11 protein-coding genes are annotated in these 12,267 nt (G+C 59.7%); 7 read left to right on the forward strand and 4 right to left on the reverse strand.

What is annotated here, in order from left to right:
• The first annotated feature begins 477 nt into the window (after positions 1 to 477).
• The 5 genes from AC07V9_RS20670 to AC07V9_RS20690 all read left to right on the forward strand — a co-directional run bounded on the left by AC07V9_RS20670 (position 478) and on the right by AC07V9_RS20690 (position 5,196).
• Positions 478 to 690 (forward strand): DUF6124 family protein, encoded by a 213-nt coding sequence (locus tag AC07V9_RS20670; protein ID WP_495017501.1) that lies wholly within the window; start codon positions 478 to 480, stop codon positions 688 to 690.
• A 95-nt stretch (positions 691 to 785) separates the two neighbouring features.
• Positions 786 to 2,984: a heavy metal translocating P-type ATPase gene (locus tag AC07V9_RS20675; protein ID WP_495017502.1), complete on the forward strand. Its 2,199-nt coding sequence runs from the start codon at positions 786 to 788 to the stop codon at positions 2,982 to 2,984.
• Positions 2,981 to 3,385 (forward strand): Cu(I)-responsive transcriptional regulator, encoded by a 405-nt coding sequence (cueR, locus tag AC07V9_RS20680; protein ID WP_495017503.1) that lies wholly within the window; start codon positions 2,981 to 2,983, stop codon positions 3,383 to 3,385. Before AC07V9_RS20675 ends, cueR begins: the two co-directional genes overlap by 4 nt.
• A 442-nt stretch (positions 3,386 to 3,827) precedes the next feature.
• Positions 3,828 to 4,268, forward strand: a complete 441-nt coding sequence (locus AC07V9_RS20685; RefSeq protein ID WP_495017504.1) for a DUF2599 domain-containing protein — start codon at positions 3,828 to 3,830, stop codon at positions 4,266 to 4,268.
• 64 nt (positions 4,269 to 4,332) lie between these two features.
• Positions 4,333 to 5,196 (forward strand): hypothetical protein, encoded by an 864-nt coding sequence (locus tag AC07V9_RS20690; protein WP_495017505.1) that lies wholly within the window; start codon positions 4,333 to 4,335, stop codon positions 5,194 to 5,196.
• Between the two features lie 69 nt (positions 5,197 to 5,265).
• On the opposite strand, the gene AC07V9_RS20695 is transcribed toward AC07V9_RS20690, so the two are convergent.
• The 4 genes from AC07V9_RS20695 to AC07V9_RS20710 form a co-directional block, all read right to left on the reverse strand.
• Positions 5,266 to 6,216 carry a halovibrin HvnA gene (locus tag AC07V9_RS20695; protein ID WP_495017506.1) on the reverse strand — a complete coding sequence of 317 codons (951 nt, stop codon included), beginning with the start codon at positions 6,214 to 6,216 and terminating at the stop codon, positions 5,266 to 5,268.
• 257 nt (positions 6,217 to 6,473) lie between these two features.
• The gene (locus AC07V9_RS20700; RefSeq protein WP_495017507.1) at positions 6,474 to 7,367 is read right to left on the reverse strand and encodes a PA4780 family RIO1-like protein kinase; all 894 of its coding nucleotides are present in this window, start codon (positions 7,365 to 7,367) and stop codon (positions 6,474 to 6,476) included.
• 249 nt (positions 7,368 to 7,616) lie between these two features.
• Positions 7,617 to 8,423, reverse strand: a complete 807-nt coding sequence (locus AC07V9_RS20705) for an AraC family transcriptional regulator (RefSeq protein WP_495017508.1) — start codon at positions 8,421 to 8,423, stop codon at positions 7,617 to 7,619.
• A gap of 200 nt (positions 8,424 to 8,623) precedes the next feature.
• Positions 8,624 to 9,901 carry an acetyl-CoA C-acetyltransferase gene (locus AC07V9_RS20710; protein ID WP_495017509.1) on the reverse strand — a complete coding sequence of 426 codons (1,278 nt, stop codon included), beginning with the start codon at positions 9,899 to 9,901 and terminating at the stop codon, positions 8,624 to 8,626.
• Positions 9,902 to 10,004: 103 nt separating this feature from the next.
• Between AC07V9_RS20710 and AC07V9_RS20715 the strand changes: the two genes are divergently transcribed.
• Complete coding sequence (locus AC07V9_RS20715; protein ID WP_495017510.1) at positions 10,005 to 11,360, forward strand: 3-oxoacyl-ACP reductase; 1,356 nt, start codon at positions 10,005 to 10,007, stop codon at positions 11,358 to 11,360.
• A 32-nt stretch (positions 11,361 to 11,392) separates the two neighbouring features.
• Entirely contained in the window at positions 11,393 to 12,250 is an 858-nt protein-coding gene (locus AC07V9_RS20720; RefSeq protein ID WP_495017511.1) for a MaoC family dehydratase, read from the forward strand.
• Positions 12,251 to 12,267 lie beyond the last annotated feature (17 nt).

Consider the following 12,267-nt stretch of genomic DNA (forward strand, 5'->3'; position numbering starts at 1 on the left):
TTCAAAGAATGACTTTGAGTAAAAGCACACCGCGTTATCGCGAATGCCGTGACTGCGCTTTCTAACGTCGCTGCTATGAGGAGCCGGCAGCCAAGCTCGCCGAACGACCGAAAAGGCCTCAGGCGTTTCTGCGGCCAGCGCTTGTCAGGCCATTTCCTGCAACACATTTCTCGCTTTGTAGCCTCTTTCTTACAGCCTTCTCCCTTTCTTGCGCAGGACATTTCCGAGACACTCTCAGCCGCTTGTGCGTCGTGATCTCGGTGTCTAGTCTGCGGCCGTCGCTGAACATCAGCGATCGGGTTTAGCAGCCTGGATAAGCACCGAGAAACATGAGACCACCTCTATGGTGGCTTTGCGCGGGGCACCTTCGGGTGCGCTGGGGTTTCTCTGTGTCCTGGTCTGCTAACCCGTGTCAAAGCCGCCACCCTCTCTCGTTTAGCAGCGAATGCTTGGTGGCCCCACTCGCAGAGAATGAAAATGCTCAAAATCACCCCCGATCCACCTGACAAATCCCTCGAAGAAGCCCTGGCCCACGCCTCCGGCCTGCTGCGTTGCGCCACAGCCACTGCTTGCGAAAGCGCGGAAAACCTCATCGGCGTCAAGCGTGATCTCGCCATGTCCGTCGTGCACCTGGTCGACATGGCCAAAGCCTCTGTTGATCGGGCGCTGGACCAGATGGAAGCCCGTTAACCCACTGCGGAGCGACTCAGAAAAAGTCGGGACTTGACCTTGCCAACGTGGCAAGGTTGATCCTTGTCGGCAATCGCCTTCAAGGAGTGCCCGGAATGTCCCGTCCCGATACCTTCGACCTGCCGATCACCGGCATGACCTGCGCCAGTTGCGCCGGTCGCGTCGAGCGCGCGCTGCGTAAAGTCCCCGGCGTGAAGAACGCCACCGTCAACCTCGCCAACGAACGTGCCCACGTCGAAGTCCTCGATACAATCGACCCTGCGAGTCTGATCGCGGCGGTGGATAAAGCGGGTTACGGCGCGAGCCTCGAACAGGACCCGGCGGTACAACAAGCCGACCAGCTCAAACGCCACGACAGCGAACGCTGGCACCTGATCCTGGCCATCATCCTGGCGCTTCCCCTCGTCCTTCCGATGTTGCTGCAACCGCTCGGCGTGCACTGGATGCTGCCGGCGTGGATGCAGTTTTTGCTCGCGACTCCGGTGCAATTCTTCCTCGGCGCGCGCTTTTATGTCGCGGCATTCAAGGCCGTGCGCGCGAGGGCCGGGAACATGGATCTGCTGGTCGCGTTGGGCACCAGTGCGGGTTACGGCCTGAGCGTTTATCAATGGCTTTCGGCACCTTCCGGGAGCATGCCGCACCTGTATTTCGAGGCGTCTGCGGTGGTGATTGCCCTGGTGTTGCTCGGCAAATACCTGGAAAGCAGCGCCAAGCGCCAGACTGCCAGCGCGATTCGTGCTCTTGAGGCGTTGCGGCCTGAGCGGGCGATTCAGGTGATTGAGGGGCAGGAGCGGGAGGTCGCGATCAGCGCACTTGCGGTCGGTGATGTGGTGCTGGTCAAGCCCGGCGAGCGCTTCCCGGTGGACGGCACCGTCATCGAAGGCCAAAGCCATGCCGACGAAGCACTGATCAGCGGCGAAAGCCTGCCGGTCGCCAAACAGCCCGGCGACAAGGTCACTGGCGGCGCGATCAATGGCGAGGGACGTCTGTTGGTCAGCACCCTGGCGCTCGGCGCTGAAACGGTGCTCGCGCGCATCATCCGGCTGGTGGAGGACGCGCAATCGGCCAAGGCGCCGATTCAAAAGCTGGTCGACAAGGTGAGTCAGGTGTTCGTGCCGGTCGTTCTGCTGCTGGCGGTAGCGACACTGATCGGCTGGCTGCTCGCAGGCGTTTCGATTGAAACAGCGCTGATCAATGCCGTTGCCGTGCTGGTCATCGCCTGCCCCTGCGCGCTGGGCCTGGCGACGCCCACGGCGATTATGGCCGGCACCGGGGTCGCGGCACGTCACGGCATTCTGATCAAGGACGCCGAAGCGCTGGAGCGCGCTCACGAGGTTACCGCAGTGGTCTTCGACAAGACCGGCACGCTGACCTCCGGCACTCCACGCATCGCCCACTTGAGCGCGCTGGATGGCGAGGAAAACACCTTGTTGCAACGGGCCGGCGCGTTGCAACGGGGCAGCGAACACCCCTTGGCCAAAGCCGTGCTGGACGTCGCGCGCGAACGCGATCTGCCCCTTGAAGACGTCACCCAAAGCCGCTCGCTGGCCGGGCGTGGCATTGCAGGCACTCTGCGTGGCCGCGAACTGGCGCTGGGCAATCGGCGCCTGCTGGAAGAAAACGGTCTGGGCCCCGATACGCTCGCTCACTCCGCCAGCGCCTGGGAAGCGGAAGGCCGCACGCTGTCGTGGCTGATCGAGCTGAGCCCGCAACGCCGGGTGCTGGGCCTGTTCGCCTTTGGCGACACCCTTAAACCCGGCGCGGCCCAGGCCATCGAGCAACTGAGCGCGCGACACATCAGCAGCCACCTGCTGACCGGCGACAACCGCGGCAGTGCCCGCGTGGTCGCTGAAGCGCTGGGTATCCGCGACGTGCACGCCGAAGTGCTGCCCGCCGACAAAGCTGCGACGGTGATCGCCCTCAAGAAAACAAGCGTCGTGGCCATGGTCGGTGACGGCATCAACGACGCCCCTGCCCTGGCTGCCGCCGACATCGGCATCGCCATGGGCGGCGGCACCGACGTTGCCATGCACGCCTCGGGCATCACCCTGATGCGCGGCGACCCACGGCTGATTCCAGCCGCGCTGGACATCAGCCGCAAGACCTACGCGAAGATCCGCCAGAACCTCTTCTGGGCTTTCGTTTACAACCTGATCGGCATTCCACTGGCCGCGTTCGGCTTGCTCAATCCAGTGTTGGCTGGCGCGGCCATGGCGCTGTCCAGCGTCAGCGTGGTCAGCAATGCGCTGCTGTTGAACACCTGGAAACCACACGACAAGGGAGACAGACCATGAACATCGGCCAAGCCGCCAAGAGCAGCGGCCTGAGCGCCAAGATGATTCGCTACTACGAATCCATCGGCCTGCTCCACGCCGCCCACCGCACTGACAGCGGCTATCGCCTGTACAGCGCGAACGACCTGCACACCCTGGCCTTCATCAAGCGCTCGCGAGATCTGGGGTTTTCGCTGGAGGAGGTCGGAAAACTGCTGACCTTATGGCAAGACAAAGGCCGCGCCAGTGCCGACGTGAAAGCCCTGGCGCGCAAACACATTGCCGAGCTGAATCAGAAAATCGAAGAACTGGCGGGGTTGCGCGACACCTTGCAGGACTTGGTGGAGCATTGTCAGGGCAATGATCGGCCGGATTGCCCGATTCTCAAGGATTTGGAATCGGGCGGGTGTTGTGCGACATAAACATACGCCGAGTAGCCCAGCGCGTACTGATTCAGGATCAGGCGAGGGTTCTGTTTGATCTTGTTCGAGAAAGATAAACAGTGCGGGAGCATTCGAGCAATATGTAGAACGTGTGTCTGTTGTCGGTAATGTCAGTTACAGGATGGGGATCAGGACGCCATCAGTTTCTTTTAAATTTTTCTGATTATAGTTGGCGTCGGCCATGCCTTGGGCTGAACCCTCTAGATAAAGAGCGCCTCCACGGAACGCCTAACCCATCGCAGATCTTATCGGGCCTCACAACTGTCATTTTTTACACTATCGATACCATTTCGAAATAAAGGATCGGTGTCATTATTTCAAATACACACCGAACATACAGCATCCATAACGCTGCTTGACGCAGTAGCTGGTCGGTTCTATACATTGCAATTGCCCCCCGCACAAAAATGGAGTTTTGATTATGCGAAAATGGATGGCTTTGCCAAAAGCCGCTTGCTCTATAGGATTTATTATTAGCGGATGCACGTCCGCCCCTTCAATGCCCAATATTGAACCTGCCGTCTCTGTTCAGTGTGCACCGGGCGAGGACTATATTAAAGAGGGTCAATGGGTGTATCGGTACAACGAATGGTCACTGTCGTTAACTCCAAGCGATTGCGGCCGCCTCATAGACGCTACTCAGACACCTGAAATGTTTTACGAAATCGTCAAAAAATTCTCAGGCAGTCGTTTCTGGTCAAATGATCGGGGAATGATCAACCAGCTGACCTGTCATCTGGTCATCGCACGATCTAAACCTCAATGGAATCTTGAACCGTGGCGGCCTTATGTCGGGCATAACGAAACGGTCAAGCAGCAATGCAATGTCGTCGTTCCGGCAGCGGATCCTGCGTTTCATTAGTGGGTTCCGTTAACTGAAACACCAACGAAATAAACCATCGGCATCTCATTAGAAGGAAGTCGCTATGCAACCCCCGACTCACACACGCGCTGCTGACGATGAAAACTCTAACAGCGTGGACATATTCGACGGTGATCGTCTGCTGGGCCCGGCCACCGTCACAGGAAGTCACTGGGTCTTCCGGAATGAGGTCCCGCTCGCCGTTGGCAACCACACCTTTACGGCCAGAGCAGGCAATAAAATATCGAGCCCTTGGACAGTAAAAATTGAAGAAAATGACGCCGGTTTAGCTTTTTCTCGCCCACATGTTCAAGAAGCAACAATCATTGAAGGGGATAAGGAGCGCCTTAACTATTACGAGGTCGGTGATGATATTCACATTATCGTGCAGGACGACAATCTGCGGGCTGGAGATACCGTCAAACTCTACTGGTTCGGCACTAGCGTGACGTTGGGCTCCGATATCAGATCAGTGACCGACCCCAAGCAACCGATGTCGTTCGTCATTTCACGGTACGAGGTGATTGATGTCATTGGCGGCAATGCGTCAAGCCATTACACCGTGCGACGTCTTCCCGACACAACCGATCATCCCTCAGCATCGGTATCCTTGATTGTTGATGGTCATACCTACGATGTTCTTGCACCAACAATTGACGGAGCCCATGAGGTGCTGAAAGTTGCTCGGCAAAGTCAATTCAATCAGCGCACCACTGCTGCGATACGTTGCATCGGCGGTGATGGCGACTCGGACATCTGGTCTTCGGATCACAAGACATTCGAAGCCAACACTGCACTTACGTTCACCATTGATAACACTTGGCTCCAACGCAACCTGAACAAATCCGTTAAATTCAACGCCAGCATCCGGGTGAACCCGACCGATAAGTATCTTTTCTCTCGGCTACTGCGAATCAAATCACTTTGACCTCGCTTTGCATCAGCCGCGTCACAGGCACTACAACTCTGGCCTGTGACGCGGCTGAGTCAGCACACTTCAACGCCGAACTGGCGGCATCGGTTCGGTCTGGTCTTCAGGCAGGAAGTAAAAAGTAGCGGCCTCTGTTTCGTTTCTCGCCAAACGGATGCTGATAATGGGGATCAATATACCGTCAGTCGTTTTCAAATCCTTTTGATTGCGTTGCGCATCGCGAAGTCCATCGGTGCCGTATCGATAAAAGAAAGCCTCAAGTGGCAGTGTTTTGCCCAGATTATCGGCCCATGCCTTCACGACAAGTTCGTTATGCCTTTCAGAGGTAGCCGTTCCGTTGAGGTATACCCTGGCCTTGATGCTTGCATCGAACGCAGGACCCGCCAACGTATTTCGATCATCCCGAACGTCAAACCCACACTGCCCTGTTTCTTTGTTCCCAGTAAGAGCGTTGTAGTGCGTGCTCCATTGCGCGGCAGTTAAAACATTGACTGTGTGGCAAGGGGCGCTGGTCGGGCGGCCCGTATACAGTCCGCATCCTGATTCAGCACGTCCATCAGTCCACCCATCGAGCACAAATGAGCACAACACTTCCGGGTGCAGTTTGGCCGGAACATGGCTGTACGATTGAAAGATATACCCGCTGGTGTAGTCACGACCAAACCTTCTGAAGTTATCGTCTCTTCTAAGATAGGAGAATGAGACACCTCCTCGCTTTATTGCTGCCGGGCTATTGTTCCAGACATGAAAGGTCGGATTTTTAGCGGTCCCCCTGATCATGACGCCATTACACAAAAATGAAGGTTGGGACGGCGAGCCGCAATTTTCGCGGACGTCGCGGTAGCGTTCGTTGATGTGTCGCGCTACTTGCTCACCCAGATTCTCCTGAATAACAGGTGCCTGAGGGACAGGTGCTTGAGGGACAGGCGCTTGAGGGACAGAGACTTGATCAACCTGTGTACAGGAAGCGACGCCCAGAAAAAACGAAAGAAGCAATACCTTGCTCGATACTTTCATTGCCATCTCCTTATGAGGCAACCCTCCGAAAACCGGAGTTCACGAGCTGTATCGTCAGGATGAGCAGCACCGCTGACAACTGTCACAAATGACAGTCGGCAAGTACTTTTTGAAATAGATGGAGCAGCGTTTATTGCGATTTCTTTCCCACGGTATTCAACTAACTCAATACCCTAGGCGGTCGTTTTAACAGTAAGCGGCATGGATCAGAAACATGCGACAAAAAACCCGGCGTGAGCCGGGTTTTGTTCAAACGTTTACTGCAACCACGGCGGAGGCGGTTCTTCAGCTTTGTCCGGTGGCGCGTCATCTGCGGCTTTGGCCGCCTGACGCCGTGCTTCATCGCGTTGCGCGGCTTCGATTTCGCGCAGCACGCTGTTGACGTCGGCGACGTCGTCGGGATCTGCAAACTCGCCGGTCAGCATTGTCGCAGGGGACAAAGTGCCCGCCTGATAGTAGGACCACATCTCCTTGGCGAAGCGGGTTTTCTTCAGTTCAGGTGCGAAACGTCCGAAATACGAGGCCATGTTGCCAACATCGCGCTCCAGCATGCTGAAGGCGTGGTTGTTGCCGGCAGCGTCCACCGCCTGGGGCAAGTCGATGATGACCGGGCCGTCGGGCGACAGCAGCACGTTGAACTCGGACAGGTCGCCGTGCACCAGACCGGTACACAGCATCAGTACGATCTGTTGAATCAGAAACGCGTGGTACTCACGGGCCTGATCGGGTTCGAGGGTGACGTCGTTCAGACGCGGCGCCGCATCGCCGTATTCGTCCGAGACCATCTCCATCAGCAACACGCCATCGAGGAAGTCGTAAGGCTTGGGCACCCGCACGCCAGCACCGGCCAGGCGAAACAGCGCCGCCACTTCGGCGTTCTGCCATGCGTCTTCGGTTTCCTTGCGTCCGAACTTGGACCCCTTGGCCATGGCGCGTGCATCGCGACTGTTGCGGACCTTGCGGCCCTCCTGATACTCCGACGCCTGACGGAAACTGCGTTTGTTGGCCTCCTTGTAAACTTTTGCGCAGCGCAGCTCTTTGCCGCAGCGCACCACATAAACAGCTGCCTCTTTGCCGCTCATCAGCGGACGCAGCACTTCGTCTACCAGACCGTCTTCGATCAGGGGTTCAATGCGTTTTGGAGTCTTCATCAGCTTTTATTCTGGGTCCTTCGTTGCCAAACACGCGATCGTTGCTCGTTATACGGCAATCCTCTGCCAGCGAGTAGGGGCATGTGGAATGAGTCATGGATTCAATCGCAGACCATACGTTCCCTGAATACAGCCAAGCACCTTTCATGCCGGGGCGCAGCATAAACCAGGAAAGGGACTGCACTTGTGACAGTGTGAAAGCGGATATATCGACCGGCGGTCGCGGGCCTTCGTAGCGTGCAGCCCTGCTCAGGGCCTGAACAGCTCGCCCGGCGTGAAGCCAAAGAGGGTCTTGAAGGCGGCGATGAAAGCGGAGGTGGAATCGTAGCCGCAGGTCAGCGCGGCGGTGGTCACACTGTCGCCCTCCTCCAGAGCGTTGAGCGAGGCGAGCAACCGAGCGCGCTGGCGCCAGCCCCTGAAGCTCAGGCCGGTTTCGCGCTGAAACAGGCGCATGAGGGTTTTCTCCGACATGTTCAGGCGCTGCGCCCAATCGGTGAGAGTGATGAGCTGACCCGGCTCTTCGACCAACTCCTGGCACAGGCTCAGCAAGCGCGCATGACGGGGCAATGGCAGGGAGAATCCGACTTCCGGCAGGCTGGCCAATTGGTCGAGCAGTACGTGCACCAGGCGCGCTTCGTGGCTGTCGTGCGGGGGATAATCCACAGGCAGCAGGCAGAAAGCCTTGATCAGCTCTCGGGCCAGCGGCGTGACTTCCAGCACTCGGCAGCGATCCGGCGCCCACAGTGAATCTTGCGTGCGCACGTACAGGCTGCGCATCTCGGCGCGGGTCGAGGTGACCACCTCATGATCGAGCCCGGCGGGAATCCACACGCCCCACTGCGGCGGTGCGAAGAAGCTGCCCTGATCGGTGTGAACGCCCAAAACGCCGCTGATGGCGTAGGAAAATTGCACCCAATCGTGACGATGAGTCGGCGTCCATGAGCCTGCGCTCAGGCTCTCGGCGCGGGCGTAGAGAGGGCGCGGGAGATCCGTCAGGGTCGGGATCAGCCGTTCGGTTTCTGGGCTGCGGGGAGGGGAATGTCCTTTGCTCGGCATAGGCGCGTCTTCTGTCGTGAAGCGGCAGTTTACTGTGTTGTATGGATTCCACGCCATTTGAGGTCTGGGGTCGGTCACGATTCTCCTGTGGGAGCGAATTCATTCGCGATGCGTCGGAATGGGCGACCTCATGCGTCGAATGTACCGCCCTCTCGCGAATGAATTCGCTCCCACAGGTGTTGGGCGACCCCAGTACAGTTTCAGCGTTCCAGAATCGCCGTCACGCCCTGCCCGCCTGCCGCACAGATCGAGATCAGCCCGCGCCCCTGCCCCGCCACACTCAGTAACTTGGCGAGGTTGGCCACGATGCGCCCGCCCGTGGCCGCAAATGGATGGCCCGCGGCCAGCGAGCTGCCTTTGACGTTGAGTTTGCTGCGTTCGATCGAGCCCGGCGGCGCGTCGAGGCCCAGGCGGGTCTTGCAGTAGTCGGGGTCTTCCCAGGCCTTGAGCGTACAGAGCACCTGCGCAGCAAAGGCTTCGTGGATTTCGTAGTAGTCGAAGTCCTGCAAGGTCAGGCCGTTGCGGGCCAGCAACCGAGGCACGGCATAGACCGGCGCCATGAGCAGTCCCTCTTCGCCTCTCACGAAATCCACTGCTGCGGCCTCGCCATCGCGCCAATACGCCAGCACCGGCAGGCCGCGCTCGCGGGCCCATTCTTCACTGGCCAGCAGCACCAGCGACGCGCCGTCGGTAAGCGGTGTCGAGTTGCCTGCCGTGAGCGTGCCCTTGGCGCTGCGTTCGTAGGCGGGTTTGAGGGAGGCGAGTTTTTCCAGGCTGGCGTCGACACGCAGGTTGTTGTCGCGGGTCAGGCCCCGAAACGGCGTAAGCAGGTCGTCCTGCCAGCCTTCGGCGTAGGCAGCGGCCATCTTTTGGTGGCTCAGCAGCGCCAGTTGATCCTGCTCGTCGCGCGGGATATGCCAAGTCTGCGCCATCAGCTCGCAATGCTGCCCCATGGACAGCCCCGTGCGCGGTTCGCCATTGCGCGGCAGCTCGGGCTTGAGGTTGTGCGGACGCAGTTGCGTGAGTGCCTTGACCTTATCGCCGGTGCTCTTGGCGCGATTGATCTGTAACAGAATTTGACGCAAGTCTTCGTTCACGCCAATCGGCGCGTCAGACGTGGTGTCGACGCCACCCGCGATGCCGCATTCGATCTGCCCCAAGGCGATCTTGTTGGCCACCAGCAAGGCGGCTTCCAGTCCCGTGCCGCAGGCTTGCTGGATGTCGTAGGCAGGGGTTTGCGGAGAAAGCCGCGAGCCGAGCACGCATTCGCGGGTCAGGTTGAAGTCGCGGGAATGCTTGAGCACAGCACCCGCCACCACCTCGCCCATGCGCAGACCATGCAGGTTGTAGCGCTCGATCAGGCCTTCCAGCGCGGCGGTCAGCATCTCTTGATTGCTGGCCGTGGCATAGGCGCCGTTGGAGCGGGCGAACGGAATGCGATTGCCTCCGACAATGGCCACGCGGCGTATCTGACTCATTGAATTTTCCCTTTCTGGCGTAAGTAGGTCTGCTGAACAGCGTAGGACTTTCTTCAGCAGCGTGTGGTCCACTGCTTTGAACCCCACCCAAGGAGCGTGTTCCATGGCATCTGATCGCTACATAGACTTCGCCAACTCAGACATCGGCCGTCGACTGGTGGGCGCCGTGGGATTGCCCTCGCCGGCGCGTCTGGAGCGTTGGCAAGCCGGGCGTCTGCGGCCTGTGGAAGGTGCCTTGCTGCTGAGCGCTGGCCCGCTGGCCAATCAGGTCGGCAGCTTTGCGCCACGCATGACCGACCTGCTGTTCAGCTTTGGCGGCGACCTCACCGGCGCGCACCCCTGGACCCGCGAGCAAGGCGCGAAGATCAAGGCCGTGGTGTTCGATGCCAGTACGCTGTCGCATCCCTCCCAACTGGGTCAGCTGCGCGATTTCTTTCAGCCGATCCTGCGCCAGCTGGAACACAGCGCGCACATCGTCATTCTCGCTCGCGCCCCCGACGCATTGAGTGATCCGCTCGCTGCCAGCACGCAACAGGCCATCGAAGGGTTCAGCCGCTCGCTGGCCAAAGAGATGCGCAACGGCGGCACGGTTCAGTTGTTGCAGGTCGAGGAGGGCGCCGAAGATCAGCTGGAGGGTGCGCTGAGGTTTTTCCTGTCGCCGAAAAGCGCATTCATTTCCGGGCAAGTGATTCGCCTTAGCGCCTGTGCCGCGAAGGTTCAGGACTGGAGCCGCCCGCTGGCCGGGCGCAAGGCGTTGGTGACCGGTGCTGCCCGTGGCATCGGCGCGGCGATTGCCGAAACCCTGGCCCGCGACGGTGCGGACGTTGTGTTACTGGATGTGCCACAAGCCAAGTCCGATCTCGACGCATTGGCCGCGCGTTTGGGTGGTCAGCCGCTGGTGCTGGACATCTGCGCGCCGGACGCCGCTGCGCAGCTTGTCGAGCATCTGCCCGGCGGCCTCGACATCGTCGTGCATAACGCTGGCATCACCCGGGACAAAACCCTGGCGAACATGAGCGCCGACTTCTGGGATTCGGTGCTCAACGTCAACCTCAACGCGCCGCAGGTGCTGACTCAGGCGCTGATCGACGCAGGCGCGCTGCATGACAACGGCAGCGTGATCCTGATGGCCTCGATCAGCGGTCTGGCTGGCAATCGCGGGCAAACCAACTACACCACCAGCAAGGCCGGGCTGATCGGGCTGGCACGGGCGTTGGCGCCCTCGTTGAAAGAACGCGGCATCAGCATCAACGCCGTGGCGCCAGGCTTCATCGAAACCAGCATGACCGCGCACATGCCGTTTGCCTTGCGCGAAGCCGGGCGACGCATGAGTTCGCTCGGCCAGGGCGGGCTGCCGCAAGATGTCGCAGAGGCCGTGGCCTGGCTGGGCCAGCCAGGCAGCGGATCGGTCAGCGGCCAGGTGCTGCGGGTGTGTGGGCAAAGCGTCATCGGCGCGTGAAGCCTGGGAAAACCGAATTCGGGAGAAACGCGATGAGTGCACACTGGCGCTATCTGGACACCCCACCGGCCCTGCCCGGCCTGTTCATGCAGGCGGCGCTGCGGCGCAAAGTCAGCGGCACGCAGCTGCCTGATCAGGGCCTGCGCTGCTGGGTGTCGGTGGACCCGGACAAAGTCAATGCTTTCGCCAAGGTCTGTGGATTCGTTCCCGGCAGCCTGTTGCCGCCGACCTATCCCCATGTGCTGGCTTTTGCGCTGCAAATGAAGCTGCTCACCGACAAGGATTTCCCCTTCCCCCTGCTGGGCCTGGTGCATCTGCAGAACCGCATCAGCATTCGCAGGCCGTTGGGCAGCGTGATCAAGGCGCAGGTCAGCGTGCGGGTGGCCGATCTCAAGCCACACGCCAAAGGCGCGACATTCAGCCTGATCACCCAGATCGAGGACGCGCTGGGTTTGCTGTGGGAGGAACACAGCACCATGCTGTGCCGAGGTGTACACATTGAGGGCGAAGTCGAAGGTGCGTACGAACCTGCGCCCTTGCCGATGACCGAACTGGCCACTTGGTACGCCCCCGCAGATATCGGTCGGCAATACGCCAAGGTCAGCGGTGACTACAACCCGATTCACCTGAGCGACAGCAGCGCCAAGCTGTTCGGCTTCCCCAAGGCCATCGCCCACGGCCTGTGGATAAAGAGCCGCACGCTGGCGGCGCTGGATGATCACCTGCCCGCGTCGAATGTGGATATCTCGGTCGAGTTTCACAAACCCGTGCGCCTGCCCAGTGAGGTGAGGCTGTCGGCCAGTGCGGCGGGGTCCCATGGCCAGCTGAAGGTCGAGGGCAAGGAAGGGATCGTGCACATGATCGGCAGCTGGCAGCCAGCGGCGGAATAGGTTGACCGCTCACTTGA

Source organism: Pseudomonas sp. GW821-FHT02A11 (genome assembly GCF_059421985.1).